This window comes from Bacillus infantis NRRL B-14911, assembly GCF_000473245.1.
In the GTDB taxonomy this organism is placed as follows: Bacteria; Bacillota; Bacilli; order Bacillales; family Cytobacillaceae; genus Bacillus_AB; species Bacillus_AB infantis.
Genome location: NC_022524.1, coordinates 3431323 through 3456491, shown reverse-complemented (window position 1 = coordinate 3456491; position 25169 = coordinate 3431323). Strand labels below are relative to the sequence as shown.

Below are 25169 nucleotides of genomic sequence, written 5' to 3'. Positions count from 1 at the left end.
GCAGCGCCCGGCAGCCAAGGGGTGAATACAGCTTATGGAAGATCGGATCATTTCAGGTGAAGCGGACCTTCAGGATGTCTCCTTTGAGCAGAGCTTGAGGCCGCAGACTCTGAGGCAATATATCGGACAGGATAAAGTGAAGGAAAACCTGGAGGTCTTCATCCAGGCTGCCCGGATCCGCGGAGAGACTTTGGACCATGTCCTGCTATACGGCCCCCCGGGTCTTGGAAAAACGACGCTGGCCAGCATCATAGCCAATGAGATGGGGGTTAATCTCAGGACAACCGCCGGTCCCGCCATTGAAAGGCCGGGGGACCTTGCTGCCATACTGACTGCGCTTGAGCCGGGTGATGTTCTTTTCATCGATGAAATCCACCGGCTGCCGCGTTCGATAGAAGAGGTGCTGTATCCGGCGATGGAGGATTTCTGCCTTGATATCGTCATCGGGAAAGGCCCGAGTGCGCGGTCTGTGAGGCTCGATCTCCCTCCATTCACTCTCGTGGGGGCAACGACAAGGGCGGGTTCAGTATCAGCACCGCTCAGAGACAGATTTGGTGTTCTCTGCCGCCTTGAGTATTATAATGAGAGTCAGCTCAAAAATATTGTTTCAAGGACGGCCGATGTCCTTGAAACAGGCATTGACGATCTGGCGGCTTCTGAAATTGCCAGGAGATCCCGGGGAACCCCGCGGATCGCCAACCGCCTCCTGAGGCGGGTAAGGGACTTTGCCCAGGTCAAGGGCGACGGAAGTATTGATGCAGCCCTTGCCCATGATTCTCTCGAACTTCTGCAGGTCGACCGTTTAGGGCTGGATCATATTGACCATAAATTATTAAGAGGAATTATAGAGAAATTCCGCGGCGGTCCTGTCGGGCTTGAGACGATAGCCGCTACAATCGGGGAAGAATCCCATACAATCGAAGATGTATATGAACCGTACCTGCTTCAGATCGGCTTTTTACAAAGGACCCCAAGGGGAAGGATTGTGACGCACCTTGTCTACCATCACCTTAACCTTGAGCTGCCAGAGGCTTGAAGCTGTTACTGGAAAAATAAAATAGAGTTAAAAAAACAGATAGGGTGAAACACCATGAAAGTAGAAATGTTTGATTTTCATTTGCCAGAGGAGCTGATTGCCCAGACTCCTCTAGAAGATAGAACGAGCAGCCGGCTGATGGTGCTCGACAAGGAAGATGGGGCATTGCAGCATGAAACATTTAAAAATCTGCCCGAATATTTGAATCCGGGCGACTGCCTTGTGCTCAATGATACAAGAGTTCTGCCTGCCAGGCTGTTCGGCGCCAAGGAAGGGACCGGCGCCAAAATTGAGGTTCTGCTGCTGAAACAGCAGGAAGGCGATGTATGGGAAACGCTCATTAAACCGGCAAAAAGAGTCAAGGAAGGAACAAGGATCGAATTCGGGGACGGCCTACTGTCAGCAGTCTGCACTGGTACAGAAGAGCAGGGCGGAAGGCTGCTGAAATTCAACTATGAAGGCATTTTTTATGAAGTGCTGGAACAGCTTGGAGAGATGCCCCTGCCGCCTTATATCAAAGAGCAGCTTGATGACCGCGAACGGTACCAGACTGTGTATGCCAAAGAAAGGGGATCGGCTGCTGCCCCGACCGCCGGGCTTCATTTTACTGAAGAACTGCTGGATGAAATCAGGGAAAAGGGTGTGCATATCGCTTTTATTACCCTGCATGTAGGGCTTGGAACCTTTAGGCCGGTCAGTGTCGAGGATATCCATGAGCATAGTATGCATGCCGAGTACTATCAGGTCACGGAAGGAACTGCAAGGCTTTTGAATGAGGTCAGGGAAAATGGAGGCAGGATCATTACTGTCGGCACTACCTCAACACGCACACTTGAGACGATTGCAGACGCCAATGAAGGCAGGTTAGAGGCTGGAAGCGGATGGACAAGCATTTTCATCTACCCTGGCTATGAGTTCAAGGCAATTGACGGGATGATTACCAATTTCCATCTGCCTAAATCGACACTGATCATGCTGATCAGTGCACTGGCAGGACGGGAAAATGTGCTTAACGCCTATAATGAAGCAGTAAAGGAACGCTACCGCTTTTTCAGCTTTGGAGATGCCATGCTGATCATTTAGCATGGAAACGGAAGGAGAACGAATAACTTGACAGCAATACGGTATGAATTGATTAAAACATGCAAACAGACAGGGGCGCGGCTCGGCCGGGTTCACACCCCGCATGGTTCATTTGAAACGCCTGTCTTTATGCCAGTGGGAACACTGGCCACAGTTAAGACAATGTCGCCGGAGGAAGTGGCAGGCATGGGTGCCGGGATCATCCTCAGCAACACTTATCACCTTTGGCTTCGCCCGGGGCATGATATTATCAAGGAAGCAGGCGGCCTCCATAAATTCATGAATTGGAATGGCAGCATCCTTACAGACAGCGGGGGCTTCCAGGTATTCAGCCTCAGCCAATTCAGGAAGATTGAAGAAGAAGGAGTCCACTTCAGGAACCATCTGAACGGAGATAAGCTGTTCCTTTCACCGGAAAAAGCGATGGAAATCCAGAACGCACTTGGCTCTGACATTATGATGGCTTTTGATGAATGCCCTCCTTATCCGGCTACATATGAGTATATGAAGAAATCAGTTGAGCGGACATCGCGCTGGGCTGAGCGCTGCCTGAATGCCCATGAACGCCCGAATGACCAGGGCCTCTTTGGGATTGTCCAGGGCGGAGAATACGAAGAATTAAGGAAGCAGAGTGCCCGTGACCTTGTATCTCTGGACTTCCCGGGCTATGCAGTGGGCGGACTCTCTGTCGGCGAGCCGAAGGATGTCATGAACAGGGCGCTGGAATTCACGACGCCGCTTCTTCCTGCTGATAAGCCGCGCTATCTGATGGGGGTTGGATCTCCGGATTCCCTGATTGATGGCAGCATCAGGGGCATCGACATGTTCGACTGTGTCCTTCCGACTCGGATTGCCCGCAACGGAACACTGATGACCAGCAACGGGCGCCTTGTCGTTAAAAATGCCAAATTTGCCCGCGACTTTGGCCCGATTGATGAAAATTGCGACTGCTATACATGCCGTAATTACAGCAGAGCCTATATACGCCACCTGATTAAATCTGACGAAACATTCGGCATACGACTTACAACTTACCATAACCTTTATTTTCTGGTAAACTTAATGGAACAGGTTAGACAAGCAATCCGCGAAGATCGCCTGGGTGATTTTAGAGAAGAATTTTTCGAACGTTACGGTTTCAATAAACCGGATGCGAAAAATTTCTGATACACGAAAGGGGTGAAAAAAAGGAATGGATATTTTAGGTACATTAGGACCATTATTACTGATGTTCATCTTATTTTATTTCCTTCTTATCCGTCCGCAGCAAAAGCGCCAGAAATCTGTGCAGCAGATGCAGTCGGATCTGAAAAAGGGAGATAAAATTGTGACGATCGGCGGCCTCCATGGCATTGTCGATGCCATCGATGAAGATAAGATCGTCATCAAATGCGGTGACGGCAGCAGACTTACATATGATCGCGCAGCGATCAGGGAAGTGCGGGCAGCAGCCGAAACAACATTGGCAAAATCATAATAAAAAAAGAAGCAGACCTTGTTCTGCTTCTTTTTTTATGGCTTTAGAAAACCGTTGCGTTTCAGTTTAGGCATCTATGCTGCCCTTGACTTTGAAGACATGTTGACTCCCAGGATCCCGCCCATCATACAGACCAGCAGGAAACACGTATGATAAATGGTCTGCTCCGCGGAAAACAGGCTGTCATGCCCGAGATATTGGAACAGGAAAATGACCAGTGTATATATGGCGCCAGTCAGCCCCCCCAGCAGCCATCCTTTCTGCTTTCCTTTTCCCCCGGAAATGAAGCCGCCGGCAAACAGTGAAATGAAAGCCAGGATTTCAGCGGGAAGCTTTATGGATGACTCATCCATTGAAGTGAACTTCAAGAGCAGCGAGAACACCAGGCTGCTGGCAATCGCAATGATAAAGATGCTCCCTATCCCGTATAGCACCGCACTCCCCATATGTTTGGATTCTTCCATTGATTTCCTCTCCCTTCAAACGATAAATCCTAGTACAAGCATATTCGCAGCAGCTGCTTTTTAGAATTAAATATTTAGCATAATAGCGGGCTTTTTCCTCCTGAATGGAGGGGCTAAGCATCAGTGCCAAATGGAAAAAGCTTTCTTAATGACAGTCCTGGACGTGAAGCATACTAATGTTGGAATGTGATGAAAGAGGAGGAGGCAGTTTTGGCGGAATATATGATAATCATTGCGAGGACACTTTTTTTATATGGGGTCATCCTCCTGATCTTTCGGCTGATGGGCAAAAGGGAAATAGGCGAACTGAGCGTGCTGGATTTAGTGGTATATATCATGATTGCCGAAATGGCAGTGGTGGCGATTGAAAATCCTGACGGCAGCCTGGTGAAGAACATACTTCCGATGATGCTCCTCATGGTTATACAAATCGTTCTGGCCATCCTATCACTCAAAAGCAAAAAATTCAGGGATATCGTGGACGGCAAGCCCTCTATTATCATCAATCAGGGGAAAATCGATGAAAATACGATGAGGCAGCAGCGATATAATTTCGATGATCTTCTCACCCAGCTGCGGGACAAAGATATTAAAAATATAGCAGACGTCGAATTTGCGATCCTGGAGCCTTCAGGCAAGCTTTCTGTGTTTCAAAAGGACAATATGAAAGGCAGCGACATAGACCATCCTCTGATCATAGACGGAAACCTTCAGGAAGCCAATCTTGCTTCAGTCCATAAATCGCGCCAGTGGCTGGCAGAACAGCTGAAGAAAAAAGGCTATGATGAAATACAGCAGATATCTTTTTGCAGCTACTCTAACGGAAACCTTTATATTGATCCCATCGATGAAAAATAAGATGGTCAAAAAAATGGCGTTCAGGACGCCATTTTTATTTTTTTATTTGAAGGCTAGCCTTGAAAGAGGCTGGCCGATGACCGGGATCCGCCGCAGATCTTCTTTTGTAATCAGCCTGAAGATGAGCAGGAAAATCAGATACAGTATGCCCATGATCAGCGTGGATATCATAACCTTGAAGGCCAGAAGCATCTCCTCCGGCATCATGCTGAATGAAGCATGGCCACCCCAGCCAGCAAGGCCCATGACAGCAAAGGTTTTCACATAATCCATGATATAAAAAGTGAATGAAATGGTCTTCAGTACGGTTGCGAAATGAAGCAGTGTGACAAGAACAAAGCCGACCAGGATGCCGAGAGCCACCCCATTGATGCCGAATGCCGGCTGGCTGGCTAGGAGAAAAATGACGGCGATTTTTACGATTGACCCGATCAGGCTGTTGATCATGGCGGCCCTTGCGAGGTTGAGTGCCTGCAAGGTGGCTTGAAGCGGTCCCTGGTAATAGTAAAACAGAAAGAAAGGAGCCATCAGTTTGATGAACTGGTCTCCGCTTGAACTTCCATACATAACCTCCATCAAAGGGCTGGCAAGAACGTAGAGAAGCACGACTGCCATTCCCCCTGTAATAAAAGAGAACCGGAGTGCCTGCTGGAGCCTGTGTTCAATCAGCTTCATATCCTTTCTCGAGTTGGCCTCGCTGATTGCAGGCACAAGCGAGGTAGAAAGGGAGTGGGTGACGAAAGACGGCAGCAGCAGCAGCGGCATGGCAAAGCCTGTCAGGGCCCCGTATTGCTTTGTGGCGGCGATGGCGGCTACTCCCGCAAGCGCAAGACTGTGCGAGACAACAATAGGCTCAAAAAACCAGGCAATCGATCCGATCATCCTGCTGCCCGTAGTCGGCAGAGCAATCTTCATCAAATCGCTGAAGGTGCTTTTACCGGACTGGACATAGCCGAAGAAATTTTTTCTCAGCCTGAACCTTTTCTTCAGTTTGAAAGCTGCCACAAGATAAACCAGTGAAACCAGTTCCCCGATTACAGATGCAAACATTGCCGCTGCAGCGGCATACTCGATGCCATAAGGCAGGAAAGCCTTCGTCAGCAAGGCGATAAGCCCGATTCGCACGATCTGCTCAAGAACCTGTGAATATGCTGCGGGCTTCATCTGCTGCCTTCCCTGGAAATATCCCCTTATGACAGAAGAAACAGCTACAATCGGCACGATGGGGGCGATTGCCAGCAAGGGCAGATGTGTCCTTGGGTCAGTGAAAAGAGTTTCAGACAATATAGGAGCGAGCAGAAACAAGGCCGGCGTGAAAATGGCAGATAGAGAAATGGTCACAGCAAGAGATACAGCCAGTATTTTTTTGATTTTTGCCGTATCGCCCCTGGCTTCTGCCTCCGCTACATTTTTGGAGATGGCAACTGGCAGGCCAAGCTGTGTAATTGTAATGACGAGGATCAGAGTGGGAAATGCCATCATATATAAGCCGACACCCTCTTCACCGATGAAGCGGGCAATCACAATACGGTTTATGAATCCGAGAACCCTTGTCACCAGGCCGGCAGCCAGTAAAATAATCGTTCCTTTTAAAAACTTAGACATCCTGTTCCCTGCCTTCTCAAAATAGGTATAATCATATACAATTAACTATATGCCGCGATTAGGACAAAGCATGACAAGTTCTTGATTTTTCTATTTTTGATAGAACAGCGGGAGAGGAGCCCTAGTGATGAAAGGCCATGTATATGAAAAGTTTCGCCGGCAGGTTCAGCCTGCACTGCAAAGCAAGCTCGAGGAATTCCGGCTGCTGAATTATGGAGCTGTTGCAGAAGATGAGCTTTGGAGGTATCTGACTGAAAAAAAATGGCGGAAACCGCATGAAGATGCCAGACTATTCGAAATAGTGGGCGGTATCCTGGAAGTGAAAGCGGCTGACTATTTCAGCTATGCGACAGTCGAGGCATTTAAAGGAAAAGGCCTTGGCGAGCTGAGTGAGGAAGACAGAAGGAAGCTGCTTGAGTGAGGATAGGATTGTAAGCGGCTGTTGCGGTATGTACAATTCATTTTTTTAATGTAAGAGCCAGTTTATTATGAAGGGACAAATTGACAGCCATTCCATTCTATTTCATAATGGATATGTTGGTTTTTTCGGTCTATTTATAGAAAAAGACTGCCCGCAGTAAAGCGGAGCAGGCTTAAAGATTGCAAGCAGCACCCGGCGCTGCAGCATGCTCTGAAAGAGGGCATGCCTGCAGGGGCCGGAAGTTTAAGGGGGATATAACAGCACAATGGTAAAGCGCAGCAGGATTGTCGCCTTCTTCCTGATTGTCATTCTGATCGGCAGTCTGATGGGAGGCACAACCAAAAACATACTGAATAATATCAAGCTCGGCCTGGATCTGCAGGGCGGCTTCGAGGTACTTTACGATGTAAAGACCAAGGATGGAAAGAAAGCCACAAAAGAGGTGCTAAACAGCACTGCTGAGGCCCTCGACCGCCGGGTCAATGCCCTTGGTGTAAATGAGCCTATCATCCAGATTGAGGGCGACAACAGGGTCCGCGTCCAGCTGGCCGGTGTAAAAGACCAAAACCAGGCACGTGAGATGCTTTCCACTGAAGCCAATCTGTCATTCAGGGATGTCAATGACCGTGAAATGATGAATGGGTCTGACCTTGTAGAAGGCGGAGCTAAACAGACTTTCGATGAAAACGGCAAGCCAAGCGTTTCCTTGACGCTGAAGAGTGCCGAGAAGTTCAAGGAAGTCACACAGGAAATTGTCAATATGGGAGCGCCAAATAACCTGCTGGTCATCTGGCTCGACTATGAAGAAGGCGATTCTTTCAAAGAAGAGTCACAGAAAGAAGATCCAAAATACCTTTCTGCACCACAGGTCAGCCAGGTATTCAACCAGGATACAGTTTCAATCGTCGGAAATTTTTCTCTTGAAGAAGCAAAAACACTCTCTTCCCTGCTGAAGGCGGGGGCGCTTCCAGTTGAGCTGACGGAGGAATATTCCACCAGTGTCGGTGCCAAGTTCGGTGAAGATGCCATGCAGAAGACCATTACAGGCGGTATCATCGGCATTTTGGTCATCTTCCTGTTCATGATTGCGTTTTACCGATTCCCAGGTTTTATTGCAACTATAACATTGTCAATTTACATCTATCTGATTCTGCTTGTCTTTGATTGGATGAATGGTGTACTGACTCTCCCGGGAATTGCAGCACTGATTCTTGGGGTCGGAATGGCCGTTGATGCCAATATCATCACCTATGAGAGGATCAAGGAAGAGCTGAAGGTTGGTAAGTCAGTCAAGTCCGCCTTCCAGGCAGGAAACAAAAACTCCCTGTCCACAATCCTTGATGCCAACATCACAACCATTCTTGCCGCTGTCGTGCTTTTCCTCTATGGGACAAGCTCGGTTAAAGGATTTGCGACCATGCTCATCCTGAGCATTCTGGCCAGTTTCATCACAGCTGTCTATGGTTCACGTCTGCTGCTTGGCTTATGGGTAAACAGCAGGATCTTTACGAAAAAGCCTACTTGGTTTGGAGTCAAAAAGAGTGAAATCAAAGATATTGCTGAAAACTATGATACGCTTGACCTGCCTACAAAATATGACCGTTTCGATTTTGTAAAGCATCGCAGGAAGTTCTTTATTTTCTCGATTGCCATGGCTGTTGCCGGCATCATCGCCTTATCCGTATTCAGGCTTAATCTCGGCATCGATTTCGTAGCGGGTACGCGGGTTGAAATCACAGCGGGGCAATCAGTGAATAAGAGTGAAATTCAGGAAGAACTCAGTAAAGTCGGACTTGAAACAGATGATATCATCATTTCAGGAGATGACCAGAATATAGGCGTAGCGCGATTCACCGATCCGCTGGGCAAGGATAAGATTGCTGAGCTGAAGACTCATATGAATGATGTGTACGGCCAGGAGCCGAATGTCAGCACCGTCTCTCCTACCGTTGGTAAAGAGCTTGCGAAGAATGCTTTCAAAGCTTTGCTGATTGCGTCTGTCGGCATCATCATTTATGTAACAATCAGGTTTGAGATTTACATGGCGCTTGCAGCTGTCATAGCTCTGCTCCATGATGCATTCTTCATCATCGCCCTGTTCAGCATCATCCGCTTTGAAGTGGACATAACATTCATTGCGGCAATCCTGACAATTGTGGGTTACTCAATCAATGATACGATCGTAACGTTCGATAGAATGCGCGAAAACATGCAGAAGAAGAAGAGGCTTAAAACCTTCGATGATATCGCTGATGTTGTCAACCAGAGCTTAAGGCAAACACTCGGACGATCAGTTAGCACCGTCATTACGGTTGTCATCGCGGTTGTCGGTCTGCTCATCTTCGGCAGCGAATCGATCCGCAGCTTTTCATTCGCCCTGCTTATCGGCCTTGTAGCCGGAACATATTCCTCACTCTTCATTGCATCCCAGCTATGGCTGGTATGGAAAAATAAAGAGCTGAAGAAAAAAGGCGTAATCAAAACAGAAAAAGTAAAACGCAAAGCATCAGACGAGCCGCAGGTCTGATCCGCTTAAGAAAAAACACAGGAAAACCTTTCCTGTGTTTTTTCCTGTTTTAGCCCTTAAGTGCTTTTTGATTGCCGATTTTCGGATACACTATAAGTATAAAATGCGGGGAAGGAAGTTGAGACTTGGATACTAACAAAGATCGTTTTAAACAGGCTGAATTTGCGGCTATGATCGGGATTGTGGGAAATATTGTGCTGGCAATCCTCAAGTATGGAGTGGGGGTTTATGCCAACAGCCGTGCACTGATCGCGGATGCGGTCCATTCTGCTTCAGACATTGCGGGGTCATTTGCCGTTTATATTGGGCTCAGGGCTGCCAAGCAGCCGCCCGATGAAGACCATCCTTATGGACATGGAAAAGCTGAATCGATTGCAGCCATCATCGTTGCTGTCCTGCTGATGCTTGTGGGGTTTGAAATCGGCAAATCTTCCTTTGAGGCTTTTTTCCATCCAATCGAGCCGCCCAAGGCTATTGCTATTGCCGCAGTCCTTATTTCCATTGTTGTAAAAGAGGCAATGTTTCGTTATAAGTATAAATTGGGAAAAAAGCTTAATAGCGATGCATTAATCATCAATGCATATGAGCATCGTTCTGATGTTTATTCCTCCATTGCCGCCCTGGCGGGGATAGGGGCAGCTGTCATCGGGGGAAAAGCCGGGATCGGATGGCTGGAATACGGAGATCCTGTTGCAGGGCTGCTGGTCTCGCTGCTTGTCATAAAAATGGCATGGTCACTCGGCAAAGAATCGATTCATAATACTTTGGACCATGTGCTTCATGATGAGGATACGGAAGAGCTGCGGAAAGCAGTTCTGTCTGTTCCGGCAGTGAAAGAGATCAACCAGCTTCATGCAAGGGAGCATGGCCATTATGTCATCATAGACCTGAAGATTGCCGTAGACCCCCATATGACAGTCGAAGAGGGGCACCGGGTAGGAAAGGAAGTAAAAGAGAAGCTGATGCAGGAGAAAAATGTGCATAATGTCTTTGTGCATATCAACCCTTACAATCCCGGCAATCCAGATTAAAGATGGGAGAGATGTGGAGTGAAAGTTCAGTGGGCCTTGATATTCGGGATTCTATTTGCACTTATTGTCGCGGTATTTGCTGTTATTAATGTGGATCCTGTTACAGTCAACTATGTTTTTGGGGAAAGTGAATGGCCGCTTATACTGGTCATCCTCGGTTCAGTGCTGATGGGCGGCCTCATCGTCGGGCTAGTAGGTGTATTCAGGGTATTTGCCCTTCAGCGGAAGGTCAGATCCCTTGAGAAAGAGAACGCCGCTCTTAAAGCTGGCGCCGATAAGGAAAGCGCCGAAGCTGCAGCAGACAGTGACGAAGATTATTTAAAAAGGGATATTCATTAGAAGGAAGCAGCCTTGCTGCTTCCTTTATTTTCTGCTGATTGTACACCCCAGGAATTCATTGAATCCCGGTACGCCCTCTTGTATAATAGAAAAGCTGAGGGGTGAACGTATGTTAAAGTCAAAAACAAGATGGATTGTTCGTCAATCGGATAAAGATAAAGCTGACACACTGATCAGCGAATTGAAAATCAGTCCAATTGTGGCATCATTATTAGTGAATCGGGGGCTCGATACTCCTGAATCGGCACAGGATTTCCTGTACGGAAATAATGGGGAGTTCCACGACCCTTTTCTCCTGGCCGGGATGGATGCTGCAGTCTCACGAATAAATAAAGCGATAAACGAAAATGAACCGATTTTAATATATGGGGATTATGATGCAGACGGAGTCACAAGCACCTCTGTTATGATGATAACGCTCCGCAGCCTGGGTGCCAATGTAGATTTCTACATACCTAACCGGTTTACGGAGGGATACGGCCCGAATGAGGGAGCATTCAGGCATGCGGCCGAAATTGGCACCAAGCTGCTCATTACGGTGGATACCGGCATATCAGCAGTCCATGAGGCGTCCATTGCCAAAGAGCTGGGCATGGACCTGATCATTACGGACCACCATGAACCCGGTCCGGTTCTCCCGGAGGCCCTGGCTATCATCCATCCCAAGCTTGAGGGAAGCCTTTATCCTTTCCGCGAGCTTGCCGGAGTGGGCGTGGCCTTTAAGGTAGCTCACGCCCTATTGGGAAATATCCCCGAGGAGCTTCTGGAAATTGCTGCTATAGGAACCGTGGCCGACCTGGTATCTCTGAAAGGAGAGAACAGGCTCCTTGTCCAGAGAGGGATCAAGAAGCTGAAGGTGACTAAAAGGGCCGGCCTGCTCGCGCTGTTCAAGCTGGCAAATGTGGAGCAGGCTGCAGTAGATGAAGAAACCATAGGGTTCATGCTTGCTCCAAGGCTGAATGCTGCCGGCAGGCTGGACAGCGCAGATCCGGCCGTCCATCTGCTGCTGACAGATGACCGGGAAGAAGCAGCTATGATTGCTGAAGAAATTGACAGCATGAACAAAGAGAGGCAGTCCATTGTCAGCCAGATTGCCGAAGAGGCAATCAAAGAAGTCGAGGAAAAGTACCCGGCAGGGGAAAATGCTGTTCTCGTTATCGGGAAGGAAGGCTGGAATGCCGGTGTGATCGGCATTGTAGCGTCAAGGCTTGTCGATAAATTCTACAGGCCGGCCATCGTCCTCAGCTTTGATAAAGAAAAGGGGACGGCAAAAGGATCTGCCAGAAGCATAGCCGGATTTGATTTGTATAAAAATCTGTCTGCCTGCAGGGACATCCTGCCCCATTTTGGGGGCCATCCGATGGCTGCTGGGATGACGCTTGGGCTTGGAGACGTGGGGGAGCTGCGGGAAAGGCTCAACGGCCTCGCGAAAGAGCAGCTCAGTGACGAGGATTTCATACCGGTCGCAAGCCTCGATGCCGAGGTAAGCCTTGAAGATGTCAGCCTGCCTGCGATAGAACAAATGCAGCTTCTTTCCCCCTTTGGAATGGACAATCCTAAACCGCGCGTCCTGATTAAGGATGCCCCCATTGCCAGCATGCGCAAGATAGGCTCCGGCCAGAATCATCTTAAAATGGCACTTGGCGAGGGTTCATCCGCATTGGACGGAATCGGATTCGGCCTTGGGGAGCTGTTCCATCATATCTCGGCAGATTCCCGGATATCCGTAATTGGTGAATTATCTATAAATGAATGGAATAATATAAGAAAACCGCAAATTTTTCTGCACGATTTATCTGTCGCCGAATGGCAGCTTTTTGATCTGAGAGGAATCAAGAGATTTGAACAGCTAAAGGAACTCCTTCCTGAATCAAGTACCAAGTGGATATGCTTTGACGGCCAAAGCCGGGAAAAGATTCCTTCATTGCCGGAAGATGCAGCTTTCTTCATAAGCTCTGAAACGGAAGCGGAAGCTCTGGTGATTGAAGAAGAGCATATAGTTCTTGCAGATCTGCCTCCTTCAAAACAGATGCTGGAAAAGCTCCTTCAGGGCAAAGCCCCTGCCAGGATCTATGCCCACTTCTATAAGGAAGAAAGCGAGTATTTCAGCACGATCCCAAACAGGGACCATTTTAAGTGGTTTTATTCATTCCTGGCCAAAAGAGGCCAATTCGACATAAGAAAATTCGGGGACCAGCTTGCCAAGCATAAAGGATGGAGCAGGGAAACAATTGATTTTATGTCAAAGGTGTTTTTTGAGCTGGACTTTGCTAAAATGGAAAATGGGCTCTTGGCCCTTAATAAAGAGGCAAACAAGCGGGACCTGACAGAATCCCCGACATATCAAAGGAAGCATGCACAATACACCCTTGAAAACGATTTGCTGTATTCTTCATACCAGGAGCTGAAAAGCTGGTTCGATGCAGTCCTTCAAGGGGCGGTTCATACTGAGGAGGCAATGGAAGAATGGATTTGAAACAATATATAACAATAGTGGAAGACTGGCCGAAGCCCGGGATTAGATTCAAAGATATCACAACGCTTATGGATAATGGCGATGCTTATAAATATGCGACTGACCAGATCGTTGAATATGCGAAAGAAAAGCAAATTGACCTTGTAGTCGGGCCTGAAGCACGCGGCTTTATCATCGGCTGCCCTGTTGCTTATTCACTTGGCGTAGGCTTTGCACCTGTCAGGAAAGAAGGGAAGCTTCCGCGCGAGACGGTCAAAGTCAATTATGGCCTGGAATATGGAAAAGATGTACTGACGATCCATAAAGATGCCATCAAACCAGGACAGCGCGTCCTGATCACAGATGACCTGCTGGCAACAGGAGGCACTATTGACGCAACAATCAAGCTTGTCGAAGAGCTTGGAGGCGTTGTCGCCGGGATTGCTTTCCTGATCGAATTAACCTACCTTGACGGCCGTAGCAAGCTTGACGGATATGACATCCTTACATTAATGAACTACTGAGGCATAGTCTTTGAAAAAATTGTTTAAAAAAAGCGGGGCACTATCAACATAGTGCCCCGCTTTTCCTTTTCTGCAAAGTTTACAATAAAACATAAGAAGAATCCGGCAAAAAAAGAGCTTTTTCGACAAAAATCTTCAATTCCATATAAAAATAACTTCCAATCCCTTTACATCCACGGTTTTTTTTCGATAATAGTAACAATCATTCTTTTTTCAGTTCTATCATTAATTGAATGGTTGTAAACGGAGATTTTAGGGAGAATCCGGGCAAGCTTGGATTCTTATTAAACTTTATATAGATAAAGGTGATTCTATGGCGAACGACCAGGTTTTGACCGCCGATCAAGTCATCGAGAGGACAAAAGAATATTTAAATGAGGAGCATGCCGGAGTCGTACGGAAGGCCTATGAATTTGCGAAACATGCCCATCGTGAACAATATAGGAAATCCGGGGAGCCATACATCATCCATCCAATCCAGGTGGCAGGGATCCTGGCCGATCTTGAAATGGATCCATCGACAGTTGCTGCAGGTTTTCTTCATGATGTTGTAGAGGATACGGAAGTCACATTGGCTGATATCTCAGAGGCATTCAATCCGGAAGTTGCGATGCTAGTCGATGGCGTGACAAAACTGGGGAAAATCAAATACAAATCACAGGAAGAGCAGCAGGCCGAAAACCATCGGAAAATGTTTGTTGCCATGGCCCAGGATATTAGGGTCATCCTGATTAAGCTTGCAGACAGGCTCCATAATATGAGGACGCTTAAGCATCTTCCTGCTGAAAAGCAGCGCAGGATATCGAATGAGACGCTTGAAATCTTTGCGCCGCTTGCCCACCGCCTAGGTATCTCGAAAATCAAGTGGGAGCTTGAGGATACGGCGCTCCGCTATCTCAATCCGCAGCAGTATTACCGGATTGTCAACTTGATGAAGAAAAAGCGTGCCGAGCGCGAGCTCTATCTGGAGGAAGTCATCGGCGAAATGAAAGGCAAGATGGATGAAGTGTCCATCAGAGCCGATCTTTCCGGCCGGCCGAAGCATATATACAGCATCTACAGGAAAATGGCGCTTCAGAATAAGCAGTTCAATGAAATCTATGATCTGCTTGCGGTCCGCATTGTGGTCAACAGCATTAAAGACTGCTATGCTGTCCTGGGCATCATCCATACATGCTGGAAGCCTATGCCCGGGCGGTTCAAGGATTATATCGCCATGCCGAAGGCGAATATGTACCAGTCTCTGCATACAACGGTCATCGGCCCAAAGGGCGACCCGCTTGAGGTGCAGATCCGCACAACCGAAATGCATCAAATCGCAGAGTTCGGGATTGCGGCCCACTGGGCATATAAAGAAGGCAAAACTGTCAATGAAGGCTCTTCTTTCGAAGAAAAGCTGACATGGTTCAGGGAAATCCTCGAGTTTCAGGATGATAGCGTGAATGCAGAAGAATTCATGGAATCGCTGAAAATTGACCTTTTTTCTGATATGGTGTTTGTATTTACGCCAAAGGGAGATGTCATCGAGCTGCCTTCAGGGTCTGTCCCGATTGATTTTGCCTATCGGATTCACTCCGAAATCGGCAATAAAACAATTGGTGCAAAGGTTAACGGAAAAATGGTCACTCTGGATTATAAATTGAAGACCGGTGATATCCTTGAGATTCTCACGTCCAAACATTCCTATGGGCCGAGCAAGGATTGGCTGAAGCTTGCCCAGACGACTCAGGCGAAAAATAAAATCCGCCAATTTTTCAAAAAGCAGCAGAAGGACGAAAACTTCGAAAAAGGCAAAGAGATGGTTGAAAAAGAAATCCGCAATATGGATTTTGACATCAAAGAAATCCTGACTGCCGAGAATGTCCGGAGAGTGTCTGAAAAATTCAATTTTGCCAGTGAAGAGGATATGTATGCCGCCGTCGGCTATAATGGCGTCACGGCTCTGCAGGTCGCAAACCGTCTGACCGAAAAATGGCGGAAAAAGCGTGATATGGAGCAGGTTACCGATATCTCCAATGCCGTTTCGGAATTGAAATCCTTCCCTTCTGTCAAGAAAAGGGAATCTGGCGTAAGGGTTTCAGGGATTGATAATCTCCTGATCCGACTTTCCCGCTGCTGCAATCCAGTGCCGGGAGATGAAATTGTCGGCTTTATCACTAAAGGCAGGGGGGTGTCTGTCCACCGTTCAGACTGTACCAATATTGATACTGCCGATGCCAAAGCAAGGCTCATCCCGGTTGAATGGGAAACAGGCCTCAATGATAAAAAAGAATATAATGTCGAGATTGAAATCAACGGCTATGACCGCCGCGGCCTTCTGAACGAAGTGCTGCAGGCCGTCAATGAAACCAAAACAAATATATCTGCAGTGTCTGGCAAATCGGACCGCAATAAAATGGCTACCATCAATATGTCGATCAGCATCACAAATGTAAGCCATCTGCAGAAAGTTGTGGACCGCATCAAGCAGATTCCTGACATCTATTCTGTCAGACGTATCATGAACTAAGGGGTATACAAAATGCGAGTAGTTGTTCAGCGAAGCAAAGAAGCGAGTGTGACTGTAGAAGGAAAGGCTGTAGGCAGCATTTCCCGCGGATTTGTTTTGCTAGTGGGCGTCACCCATGAGGATGGGGTGAAAGATGCTGAATATCTGGCTGATAAAATTGCCAATCTCCGCGTATTTGAAGATGAAGAGGGCAAGATGAACAGATCTTTGCTGGATGTTGGGGGAGAAATTCTTTCTGTGTCCCAGTTCACTCTATACGGCGACTGCCGTAAAGGAAGAAGGCCAAACTTCATGGAAGCGGCCAGGCCTGACCATGCCCTTCAAATCTATGAGGCGTTCAATGGGCTTCTCCGGGAAAAGGGCATTAAAACAGAAACAGGGCAGTTTGGCAGCATGATGGACGTCAGCCTGGTGAATGACGGACCGGTCACACTGATAATAGAAAGCAAATGACAGTCTGAGAAGGCTGTTTTTTTTTGAAAAAATAGAGAGACCTTCAATTTGAAGGATCTCTCTATCGCATTAATATCTTTTAAAATACCGGGCAAGGCCCTGATAAATGCCGGCTGCAGCTGCCTCCTGATACTGAGGGGAGGTAACGAGCATTTCTTCTGCCGGGTTGCTCAGATAGCCTAATTCAAGGAGAATGGCATTTTTATTATTTTCTCTGATGACAAAATAATCGCCGGCCCGCACACCGCGGTCCTTCAGCTTCGTCTGGGCGGCCAGGGAGCTGTGGACGCTCTCGGCGAGAGGCTTTTGGAATCCATGATAATAGTAAACCGTCATGCCGCGGACACTTTTGTCATTTATGCTGTCATAATGCAGGCTGATGAAAGCATCGGCATTATGGTATGATGCGGAGCCGACCCTCGAGCTGAGCGGGATATAGGTGTCAGTGGATCTTGTTAAGATTACATTGGCGCCCGCAGCTTTCAGCTTGCTGTACAGAAGCTGGGCTGTTTGAATGGTAACAGTTTTCTCCTGGGTTCCCCGCGCTCCGGTTGTGCCATTGTCGCGGCCGCCGTGGCCGGGATCAAGGACGATGGTTTTCCCCTGCAGGTGAAGCTCTGCGCCCGGCTTTTCGATCTGGGGCGAGCTTCCGCTCAAGGAAACGATCCATCCGGCTACATAGCCTGCCTTCCCGTCCAAGCTGATTTTGTACCAGTCTTTCTCACGGCCCAGCACCTCGAACGATTCCCCTGAGTTGGCCAATTGCAGCACAGAGCTTCCTGTGCTGGCATCTTTCCTGATATTTGTTCCGTTATGTAGTATGGTGATGGTGCTGCCTTTTGCCGGTTTGCTGCCGTTTGCAGGGGAAACCTCTGACTTATCGAGATACCATGCTGCTATCCAGCCATATGAACCGGGCTTGTACTCAATTTTTGCCCAATTGTTCTTTTCTTCAATAATTGAATAGGTTTCGCCTTTTGAAACCGATCCGAGAACTTTCCCATTCAAGGAGCTTGTATCCCTGAGATTTAAGGTCTGGGCAGTAACTGTTCCCGTCAGTCTTCCTGATGGCTTCGCGCTGCTGCCGGCACTTGGGTTCTGGCTTAAGCTTTTGGAAGAAGAAATGAACTCGCTGCTCACCCATGCATGATTGCCGCGGAAGATAATTTCTGTCCAGCTCCCGTTATCGGATACAATGCTGACCCTGTCACCGCTTTGAAGCTTCCCGAGGACCGTGCCCTGTGTTCCGGGAGCGCTCCTGACGTTCAATGAATCACCTGTGACTGTTCCTTCAGCAGCCGAAGCTGCTTCGGCTTTGCTGCTTCCCTCTGTGATAAAATCTGCGGAGACCCAGCCATTTCCGAATGAGCCGGTAATCCTGACCCAATTTCCCTCTTTTTCAATAATGCCGGCCTTTTGCCCTTTATTCAGGACAGCTATGACCGAGGCATCTGTACCGGGATTTGACCTGACCCGCAATCCATCAGCTGTGACAGTCCCGCCTGAAGATACAGAGGCGGATTCTTTCTTTCCAGCTTCCTTCACTGCCAGCCAGCCCGCAACCCATCCTGTCGATCCGCCGCCAAGGTTGAGCTGCAGCCAGTCCCCGCTTTCCTTCAGGATCGGATACCGGTCCCCTTTGGCTGCCTGTTTGACAATCGAATAGCTGAGCCCCGGGCCGCCGCGGATATTCACTCCGCTGTCTGCGATCAGTGCTGTTCCGCCGGATGCGGCAGTGCTTTCGGATGGCCTCCATACTCCCCCTGCTAAAAGGATGAAGCATAGAAATAGTAATATGTTGCTGCTTTTTAACAAAAAGTCCCCTCCTTTTGCAAAATCATGGAGTGTATAAATATAAGTTCTATTTTAGAACATAAAACCCCTGCTGTTAATATCGGAATTTTGCTGTCCAATTTTAGCCATTAGCTGAAAAGGCAATTTAATTGGCTGCCAAGGGAATGTTTAAGAGGCTTTCAAGACATACTGAAAGAATAAAAAACTTTTCGGGTAGGGTGGTCTGATGAGATTTGGAGAAAAGGGCATGCATGCCCATGAGAACGGAAATCAGCTGTTTGGAGTGGACTTCCACGATTTCATCCAGAAGGAGCAGGGTTTCGGCATGTACGAACTTGCTTCGGAATTCGGCCTCAGCATCGGGGATGTCAGGAAGCTGAAGAGGAAGCTTGAGCGTTCCTAGAGAGGTGCAGCCGCACAGGGGAAAGAGCCTTCCGGAAATACTGTCACCGTCTCTTTTACCCCTTGACAATGGCTGAAATGGTCTTTATGATTAGATAAATAAAATCACTATTCATATTGAACACTGATGATGGAGAACAGTAGTTGAGAAATGTGTGAAAAGAGAGGAAATGCCCTGGGCTGAAAGCATTTCTGCATGGCAGCTTGATGAATGAACACTCCGTAGGATTCTCCCTGAAAAAGCGGACCGTTTTAGTAGGGGCTGAACGTTGACAGGCGTTAACTGTAAAAGTGGAAGTGCATGATGGTTATGCCTTCAATTAGGGTGGCACCACGGGATCTAACTCCCGTCCCTTGTATGGGAATACAAGGGACGGGAGTTTTTTGCATTTAAAAAGCGCAGCATGTCCCCGGTGTGCCCTGTTAGTATACATAGGAATGCTAGGAGGAAACAGGAAATGGCAATGAATATACCGAGGGGTACCCAGGATATCCTTCCTGGAGAATCGGAAAAGTGGCAGTATATTGAAGGAAAAGCGAGAGAGCTGTGCAGCAGGTTTCAGTACCAGGAAATCCGGACGCCAATTTTCGAGCATACCGAACTCTTCCTGAGAGGGGTCGGAGATACAACGGACATCGTCCAAAAAGAAATGTATACCTTCGAGGACCGCGGCGGGCGCAGCCTGACACTGAGGCCTGAAGGCACTGCACCGACTGTACGGTCATTTGTCGAAAATAAGATGCATGGCAATGCCAATCAGCCTGTAAAGCTTTATTACACAGGCCCGATGTTCCGTTATGAACGCCCTCAGGCAGGCCGCTTCAGGCAATTTGTACAATTCGGGGTAGAGGCGCTGGGGAGCTCGGATCCAGCCATTGACGCAGAAGTGATTGCCCTGGCTATGAGCATCTACACAGAACTGGGACTGAAGAAGCTCAAGCTGGTCATCAACAGCCTGGGCGATAAAGAAAGCAGGAACAGCCACCGCGAGGCGCTGATTGCCCATTTCAAGCCGAGGATCGGAGAGTTCTGTTCTGACTGCCAAAACAGGCTGGAAAAAAATCCGATGAGGATTCTGGACTGCAAAAAGGACAGAGAGCACGAATTGATGCAGACTGCCCCTTCCATTCTCGATTTTCTCAATGAAGATTCAAAGAAGTACTTTGAGAAAGTGCAGCAGTACCTGGCGGATGTATCCATCGACTTTACGGTCGATCCAAATCTCGTGCGCGGCCTGGATTATTATAACCATACTGCCTTCGAAATTATGAGTGATGCTGAAGGCTTCGGAGCGATCACGACTCTTTGCGGCGGAGGGCGCTATAATGGCCTGACTGAGGAAATCGGCGGACCGGAAGCACCGGGCATCGGCTTTGCATTCAGCATTGAACGCTTTCTGTCAGCTTTGGAGGCAGAAGGTATCAAGCTTCCTGTTAATGAAGGAATTGACTGCTATCTCGTGGCTCTTGGGGAAGAGGCGAAGGATTATTCTGTCGGCCTCCTGCATAAGCTGCGCATGGCAGGTATTTCCGCAGAAAGAGATTATCTGGACAGAAAGATCAAAACACAATTCAAGGCAGCTGACCGCATGAACGCAAAATATGTAGCCGTCCTTGGGGAAGATGAATTGAAAGCAGGCAAGATCAATGTGAAGTCCATGGAAACCGGTGATCAGACCGAAGTCAGCCTGGATTCATTCATAGACCAATTAAAAGAGCTTATAGGGGGTTAATGTATGTTTGGGAGAACATATTTCTGCGGAGAAGTAACAGAAAAAAGCATAGGTGAAAAAGTTACACTCAAAGGCTGGGTTCAGAAACGCCGTGATTTGGGCGGATTGATTTTCATTGATTTAAGGGACCGCACGGGACTGGTACAGGTAGTGTTCAATCCTGAAACTTCCCCTGAGGCTCTCGCTGCAGCTGAAAAAATCAGGAATGAATATGTACTGAGTGTGGAAGGAAAGGTTGTTGCAAGGGAACCTGGCACAATTAACGAAAACCTGCCTACAGGCAAGATTGAAGTCAGTGCAGAAGCAGTAACAATCATCAATGAAGCGAAGACACCGCCGTTCGTGATCGCTGACCAGACAGATGTATCGGAAGATGTGCGACTGAAATACCGCTATCTTGACTTCAGGCGCCCCGTTATGTTCGAAACCTTCAAGATGCGCCACCAGGTGACAAAGTCAATCCGGGATTACCTGGACAGCGAGGGCTTCCTTGATATTGAAACGCCTATCCTGACGAAGAGTACACCTGAAGGAGCCCGCGATTATCTCGTTCCAAGCAGGGTCCATCCTGGCGAGTTTTATGCTTTGCCGCAGTCTCCTCAAATCTTTAAGCAGCTTTTAATGGTGGGCGGAATTGAAAGATACTATCAGATTGCCCGCTGTTTCCGTGATGAGGATCTCCGTGCAGACCGACAGCCGGAATTCACGCAAATCGATATTGAAACAAGCTTTATGAGCCAGGAAGACATCATTTCTATGACAGAGCAGATGATGACGAAGGTGATGAAAGAGGTTAAGGGCATTGATATCACACTGCCCATCCAGCGCATGACCTATCAGGAAGCGATGGACCGCTACGGCTCTGATAAGCCGGACACCCGTTTTGCAATGGAGCTGGTCAACCTCTCTGAAACACTGAGCAATTCAGGCTTCAAAGTATTTGCAGGTGCGATTTCTTCCGGCGGGGAAGTCAAAGCAATCAATGTGAAAGACGCTGCCTCCAAATACAGCCGCAAGGACATTGATGCGCTGACAGAATTTGCTTCAAGATATGGTGCTAAGGGTCTGGCTTGGCTGAAAGCAGAAGAAGAAGGCTTAAAAGGGCCGATTGCAAAATTTGTTGCAGAGGAAGAGCAGGCAGCTATTAAAGAACTGCTGGGAGTCGAGACAGGAGACCTGCTCCTATTTGTGGCCGATAAGAAAAGCGTCGTCGCTGACGCACTTGGGGCCCTGCGCCTGAAGCTTGGCAAAGAGCTTGGACTTATCGACCAGTCCCTCTTCAATTTCCTTTGGGTGACAGAATGGCCGCTGCTTGAATTTGATGAAGAAGAAGGCCGCTACTATGCTGCCCACCATCCATTTACAATGCCAAACCGCGAAGACCTGGAATACCTTGATACTGATCCTTCAAAGGTAAAGGCCCAGGCTTATGACCTTGTGCTGAATGGATATGAGCTCGGCGGAGGCTCACTGCGTATCTTTGAACGCGAGATCCAGGAAAAAATGTTCTCTGTTCTTGGCTTCAGCAAGGAGGAGGCAAGGGAGCAATTCGGATTCCTGCTCGAAGCGTTTGAATACGGTACTCCTCCGCACGGCGGCATTGCGCTTGGCCTTGATCGCCTTGTGATGCTGCTGGCCGGAAGCTCGAACCTGAGGGATACGATCGCTTTCCCGAAAACAGCAAGTGCAAGCTGTCTCCTGACCAATGCACCCGGCGAAGTAAGCGAGGCACAGCTGAACGACCTTCACCTGCAGCTTAACCTGAAAAAAAGTGAGTAATTACCTATCCCTTATTCCTTGATACTGGCAGGCGGGATATGATACTATACTATCAATAACAGAAGAGTCCTAATGTGTTCGTTGTTTCACCTGACATTTTGACCTAACATTATTCCTTCGGGAGCCCGGATTTCCTTGCGGCGTAAACGCCTCTGGCTAGGGGACTTACAAAAGCGGGAATAGGGCACCCACCTGCTGAGTGCGGGTTCAAAACGAAGGCATCCAAGGCGACGGCACAATTGGGACTCTTCTTACATACGAATGCTAAACCATGCTTACAGGCGTGGTTTTTTTATTGTTCACTGCCCTTAATTCCCATAGAAATACTTGTTTTTATAATGAAGTATGATATATTCATTATCGGGTAATAGATACATAAGAGATAAAGGGGCCGTATGAGCAAAAATGCCCCTGATACAGGCATATTTATTCAAAAAATGATAATGGAGTTGAGATAGATGCTGCACCAATTTTCACGAAACGAACTTGCGATTGGCCAGGAAGGCCTTGAAACAATGAAAAACAGTACAGTGGCAGTCCTTGGAATTGGAGGAGTGGGCTCATTTGCTGCAGAAGCATTGGCGCGTTCAGGAGTCGGGAAGCTCATTTTAATTGATAAGGATGATGTTGATATTACCAATGTCAACCGCCAGATCATTGCTTTGGTTTCGACTGTCGGGAAACCGAAGGCAGATTTAATGAAGGAACGCATCAAGGACATCAATCCTGACTGTGAAGTGATTGCTTTAAAAATGTTTTATACAGAAGAAACATATGAGGAGATTTTTGCTTACGGGCTGGATTATGTAGTAGATGCCAGTGATACGATTTCTTATAAAATTCACCTGATCAAGGAGTGCCTGAAGAGGGACATCCCGATGATTTCGAGCATGGGCGCAGCCAATAAAATGGATCCGACCAGGTTCCAGATTGCTGATATTTTTAAGACGCATACCGATCCGATTGCCAAGGTGATCCGCACCCGTCTGCGCAAAGAAGGAATCCGCAAGGGGATTCCGGTTGTGTTTTCAGATGAAAGCCCGATTGTGATCCGTGAGGAGGTAAGGAAGGAAGTAGGCAAGGACGATGCCAAAATCCGCAAAGCGAAAATGCCTCCTTCTTCGAACGCATTTGTTCCTTCTGTAGCCGGACTGGTCATGGCAAGTTATGTGGTGAGGGATCTGCTGAAGGATATTAAGATTGTTAGGGTTAATGATAAATAAGGAAGCATTTTTGAAGAGTACTGCAGTTAATGTGGTGCTCTTTTATATGGGTTCAAGACGAAATTTTCCACTTTGAAGGGGGCTGTTGATTTGCGTTCCAGGCACTTCGCTTTCCGCGGGGCGGAGTTGAGCCTCCTCGGAGCAAGCTCCTGTGGGGTCTCAACTCTTCCGCTATTTCCCGCAGGAGTCTACGTGCCTTGCACTCCAATCAACAGGGTTTTTAACTTTATTCGGCAGTGCTAAGATCCTGAATTAAAATCTTTTAGTGCTTACAAATAAGGCATGATCTCAGTCTTTTGGTTCTTCGGTTGGAGGCATTAGCAAATGAAGTATAATGTTGAGAGAGCATTTGAGAATAAATTCTCCTTTTTAGAGGGGGGCTGTTGATTTGCGTTCCAGGCATTTCGCTTTCCGCGCGGCGGCGCTGAGCCTCCTCGTCGTCCCTCCTGCGGGGTCTCAGCTCTGCCGCTGCAATCCCGCAGGAGTCTACGTGCCTTCCACTCCAATCAACAGGGTTCATAACTTTGTTCGGGAGTGCTAGGATTTACTATTAAATTTATTAAGTCCTCATTACAAGGCATTATCTCTGTATTTGTTCCTTTGGTTGGAGATCTTAACACTTATATACCCTTCGGAAATTAAATTTGATTGCATTGGGATCAATTTTCCTTTTTAGAGGGGGGCTGTTGATTTGCGTTCCAGGCATTTCGCTTTCCGTGGGGCGGAGTTGAGCCTCCTCGGAGCAAGCTCCTGCGGGATCTCAACTCTTCCGCTATCTCCCGCAGGAGTCTTCGTGCCTTGCACTCCAATCAACAGGGTTTGATAACTTTATTCGGTAATGAAAAGATCTGCAATCTATTCCAATTGGTTACTATAAATTAGACAATATTTTAATGAACCACTTTAACCCCAATTCCAGCTTCCTCGGCCATGATCCCCGCTTCTTTCAGTATCCCGAACATTTCCTCATATTTCTGAAGGTATTCCTGAAGTTTTGAATGTTTGTCTTCTAATTCCTTTTCCAGGAGCTTGTTTCTTTCTGCGAGTTTGGCCGACTCCTCCTGCAGTGCTTGTTGTTCATTTACGAGCGGAATTAAGGACTGCAGCTTTTGAAGGAATGCTAATCCATTGCTGAGGTCCAGGATATCTCCAGGAGCAGGATCTTCACGATCATCCTGCTTCACAGAAGGAGCGTCCTGATATTTCAGCAGACTGTTATACCTTGCCCTGCAGGCAGTAGCCGTTCTTGCAAGCTTTTGGGCGGCATCTTCATAGCAGGCCTGTTTCGTACGTCCCTGGTTTGTTCCTTCTTCGATTGCTTCCATGAGGAGCCGGTCCTCTTCGGCAGTCCATTTTTTATTTTTGGCTGTCATGCTCCGCCCTCCTTTTCCTTTATTTCTTATCGTCACCTGCACAAATGATCTTATTCAACAAAAGGGGCTGTCCCTGTGTGTGG

21 protein-coding genes, 1 other RNA gene and 1 other annotated feature are annotated in these 25169 nt (G+C 47.8%); of the genes, 18 read left to right on the top strand and 4 right to left on the bottom strand.

The features are described from left to right. Positions 1-34 precede the first annotated feature (34 nt). Genes ruvB through yajC form a run of 4 tightly spaced genes read left to right on the top strand, consistent with a single transcriptional unit; the run spans position 35 to position 3596 of the window. Positions 35-1036, top strand: coding sequence for a Holliday junction branch migration DNA helicase RuvB (ruvB, locus tag N288_RS17515; RefSeq protein WP_009796124.1), 1002 nt, complete (start codon positions 35-37; stop codon positions 1034-1036). A gap of 54 nt (positions 1037-1090) precedes the next feature. Next, the gene (gene queA / locus N288_RS17510; protein WP_022544226.1) at positions 1091-2119 is read left to right on the top strand and encodes a tRNA preQ1(34) S-adenosylmethionine ribosyltransferase-isomerase QueA; all 1029 of its coding nucleotides are present in this window, start codon (positions 1091-1093) and stop codon (positions 2117-2119) included. A gap of 27 nt (positions 2120-2146) precedes the next feature. After that, on the top strand, positions 2147-3286 hold the full coding sequence (gene tgt / locus N288_RS17505; protein WP_009796190.1) for a tRNA guanosine(34) transglycosylase Tgt: 1140 nt from the start codon (positions 2147-2149) through the stop codon (positions 3284-3286). A gap of 25 nt (positions 3287-3311) precedes the next feature. Beyond that, positions 3312-3596: a preprotein translocase subunit YajC gene (gene yajC / locus N288_RS17500; RefSeq protein WP_022544225.1), complete on the top strand. Its 285-nt coding sequence runs from the start codon at positions 3312-3314 to the stop codon at positions 3594-3596. Positions 3597-3670: 74 nt separating this feature from the next. Here yajC and N288_RS17495 read toward each other — a convergent pair whose 3' ends face one another. Beyond that, positions 3671-4060: a TIGR04086 family membrane protein gene (locus N288_RS17495; RefSeq protein WP_009796192.1), complete on the bottom strand. Its 390-nt coding sequence runs from the start codon at positions 4058-4060 to the stop codon at positions 3671-3673. Between the two features lie 210 nt (positions 4061-4270). On the opposite strand from N288_RS17495, the gene N288_RS17490 reads away from it, so the two are divergent. Continuing rightward, entirely contained in the window at positions 4271-4918 is a 648-nt protein-coding gene (locus tag N288_RS17490; RefSeq protein WP_022544224.1) for a DUF421 domain-containing protein, read from the top strand. Between the two features lie 42 nt (positions 4919-4960). On the opposite strand, the gene spoVB is transcribed toward N288_RS17490, so the two are convergent. Continuing rightward, positions 4961-6523: a stage V sporulation protein B gene (gene spoVB, locus N288_RS17485; RefSeq protein WP_009796194.1), complete on the bottom strand. Its 1563-nt coding sequence runs from the start codon at positions 6521-6523 to the stop codon at positions 4961-4963. Positions 6524-6650: 127 nt separating this feature from the next. Here spoVB and N288_RS17480 point away from each other — a divergent pair, with 127 nt between their 5' ends. The 8 genes from N288_RS17480 (at position 6651) to dtd (ending at position 16782) form a co-directional block, all read left to right on the top strand. Beyond that, a complete protein-coding gene (locus N288_RS17480; protein ID WP_009796195.1) occupies positions 6651-6944 on the top strand; it encodes a post-transcriptional regulator in 294 nt (97 codons plus the stop codon). A 265-nt stretch (positions 6945-7209) separates the two neighbouring features. Next, on the top strand, positions 7210-9471 hold the full coding sequence (secDF, locus tag N288_RS17475) for a protein translocase subunit SecDF (protein WP_009796196.1): 2262 nt from the start codon (positions 7210-7212) through the stop codon (positions 9469-9471). Between the two features lie 170 nt (positions 9472-9641). Further along, positions 9642-10502, top strand: a complete 861-nt coding sequence (locus N288_RS17470; RefSeq protein WP_050767321.1) for a cation diffusion facilitator family transporter — start codon at positions 9642-9644, stop codon at positions 10500-10502. Positions 10503-10520: 18 nt separating this feature from the next. Next, positions 10521-10841, top strand: a complete 321-nt coding sequence (locus tag N288_RS17465; protein WP_009796198.1) for a LapA family protein — start codon at positions 10521-10523, stop codon at positions 10839-10841. 109 nt (positions 10842-10950) lie between these two features. Continuing rightward, positions 10951-13317: a single-stranded-DNA-specific exonuclease RecJ gene (gene recJ / locus N288_RS17460; RefSeq protein WP_009796200.1), complete on the top strand. Its 2367-nt coding sequence runs from the start codon at positions 10951-10953 to the stop codon at positions 13315-13317. After that, complete coding sequence (locus N288_RS17455) at positions 13308-13820, top strand: adenine phosphoribosyltransferase (RefSeq protein ID WP_022544223.1); 513 nt, start codon at positions 13308-13310, stop codon at positions 13818-13820. Before recJ ends, N288_RS17455 begins: the two co-directional genes overlap by 10 nt. Positions 13821-14133: 313 nt before the next feature. Continuing rightward, on the top strand, positions 14134-16329 hold the full coding sequence (locus tag N288_RS17450; protein WP_009796202.1) for a RelA/SpoT family protein: 2196 nt from the start codon (positions 14134-14136) through the stop codon (positions 16327-16329). Between the two features lie 12 nt (positions 16330-16341). After that, positions 16342-16782, top strand: a complete 441-nt coding sequence (gene dtd / locus N288_RS17445; protein ID WP_009796203.1) for a D-aminoacyl-tRNA deacylase — start codon at positions 16342-16344, stop codon at positions 16780-16782. 69 nt (positions 16783-16851) lie between these two features. Here dtd and N288_RS17440 read toward each other — a convergent pair whose 3' ends face one another. Continuing rightward, positions 16852-18597: an SH3 domain-containing protein gene (locus tag N288_RS17440; protein ID WP_009796204.1), complete on the bottom strand. Its 1746-nt coding sequence runs from the start codon at positions 18595-18597 to the stop codon at positions 16852-16854. A 205-nt stretch (positions 18598-18802) separates the two neighbouring features. Here N288_RS17440 and N288_RS25435 point away from each other — a divergent pair, with 205 nt between their 5' ends. The 5 genes from N288_RS25435 to N288_RS17420 all read left to right on the top strand — a co-directional run bounded on the left by N288_RS25435 (position 18803) and on the right by N288_RS17420 (position 23713). After that, positions 18803-18979: a hypothetical protein gene (locus N288_RS25435; RefSeq protein WP_009796205.1), complete on the top strand. Its 177-nt coding sequence runs from the start codon at positions 18803-18805 to the stop codon at positions 18977-18979. A 117-nt stretch (positions 18980-19096) separates the two neighbouring features. Then, positions 19097-19336 (top strand) — a binding site (T-box leader). Positions 19337-19436: 100 nt separating this feature from the next. Further along, the gene (gene hisS / locus N288_RS17430; protein WP_009796207.1) at positions 19437-20711 is read left to right on the top strand and encodes a histidine--tRNA ligase; all 1275 of its coding nucleotides are present in this window, start codon (positions 19437-19439) and stop codon (positions 20709-20711) included. A gap of 3 nt (positions 20712-20714) precedes the next feature. Continuing rightward, a complete protein-coding gene (gene aspS, locus N288_RS17425; protein ID WP_009796208.1) occupies positions 20715-22490 on the top strand; it encodes an aspartate--tRNA ligase in 1776 nt (591 codons plus the stop codon). 63 nt (positions 22491-22553) lie between these two features. Continuing rightward, positions 22554-22740: non-coding RNA, 6S RNA (gene ssrS, locus N288_RS24850), on the top strand. Positions 22741-22948: 208 nt separating this feature from the next. Next, positions 22949-23713, top strand: a complete 765-nt coding sequence (locus N288_RS17420; RefSeq protein WP_009796209.1) for a tRNA threonylcarbamoyladenosine dehydratase — start codon at positions 22949-22951, stop codon at positions 23711-23713. A gap of 890 nt (positions 23714-24603) precedes the next feature. Here the strand turns inward: N288_RS17420 and N288_RS17415 are convergent. After that, positions 24604-25086, bottom strand: coding sequence for a Myb-like DNA-binding domain-containing protein (locus tag N288_RS17415; RefSeq protein ID WP_022544222.1), 483 nt, complete (start codon positions 25084-25086; stop codon positions 24604-24606). Positions 25087-25169 lie beyond the last annotated feature (83 nt).

Excerpts from the sequence above, each read along its gene's own strand:
- ruvB (WP_009796124.1), top strand. The coding sequence starts at position 35 with ATGGAAGATCGGATCATTTCAGGTGAAGCGGACCTTCAGGATGTCTCC.
- queA (WP_022544226.1), top strand. The coding sequence starts at position 1,091 with ATGAAAGTAGAAATGTTTGATTTTCATTTGCCAGAGGAGCTGATTGCC.
- yajC (WP_022544225.1), top strand. The coding sequence starts at position 3,312 with ATGGATATTTTAGGTACATTAGGACCATTATTACTGATGTTCATCTTA.
- N288_RS17495 (WP_009796192.1), bottom strand. The coding sequence starts at position 4,060 with ATGGAAGAATCCAAACATATGGGGAGTGCGGTGCTATACGGGATAGGG.
- spoVB (WP_009796194.1), bottom strand. The coding sequence starts at position 6,523 with ATGTCTAAGTTTTTAAAAGGAACGATTATTTTACTGGCTGCCGGCCTG.
- N288_RS17480 (WP_009796195.1), top strand. The coding sequence starts at position 6,651 with ATGAAAGGCCATGTATATGAAAAGTTTCGCCGGCAGGTTCAGCCTGCA.
- secDF (WP_009796196.1), top strand. The coding sequence starts at position 7,210 with ATGGTAAAGCGCAGCAGGATTGTCGCCTTCTTCCTGATTGTCATTCTG.
- N288_RS17470 (WP_050767321.1), top strand. The coding sequence starts at position 9,642 with ATGATCGGGATTGTGGGAAATATTGTGCTGGCAATCCTCAAGTATGGA.
- recJ (WP_009796200.1), top strand. The coding sequence starts at position 10,951 with ATGTTAAAGTCAAAAACAAGATGGATTGTTCGTCAATCGGATAAAGAT.
- N288_RS17455 (WP_022544223.1), top strand. The coding sequence starts at position 13,308 with ATGGATTTGAAACAATATATAACAATAGTGGAAGACTGGCCGAAGCCC.
- N288_RS17450 (WP_009796202.1), top strand. The coding sequence starts at position 14,134 with ATGGCGAACGACCAGGTTTTGACCGCCGATCAAGTCATCGAGAGGACA.
- dtd (WP_009796203.1), top strand. The coding sequence starts at position 16,342 with ATGCGAGTAGTTGTTCAGCGAAGCAAAGAAGCGAGTGTGACTGTAGAA.
- N288_RS25435 (WP_009796205.1), top strand. The coding sequence starts at position 18,803 with ATGAGATTTGGAGAAAAGGGCATGCATGCCCATGAGAACGGAAATCAG.
- hisS (WP_009796207.1), top strand. The coding sequence starts at position 19,437 with ATGGCAATGAATATACCGAGGGGTACCCAGGATATCCTTCCTGGAGAA.
- aspS (WP_009796208.1), top strand. The coding sequence starts at position 20,715 with ATGTTTGGGAGAACATATTTCTGCGGAGAAGTAACAGAAAAAAGCATA.
- N288_RS17420 (WP_009796209.1), top strand. The coding sequence starts at position 22,949 with ATGCTGCACCAATTTTCACGAAACGAACTTGCGATTGGCCAGGAAGGC.
- N288_RS17415 (WP_022544222.1), bottom strand. The coding sequence starts at position 25,086 with ATGACAGCCAAAAATAAAAAATGGACTGCCGAAGAGGACCGGCTCCTC.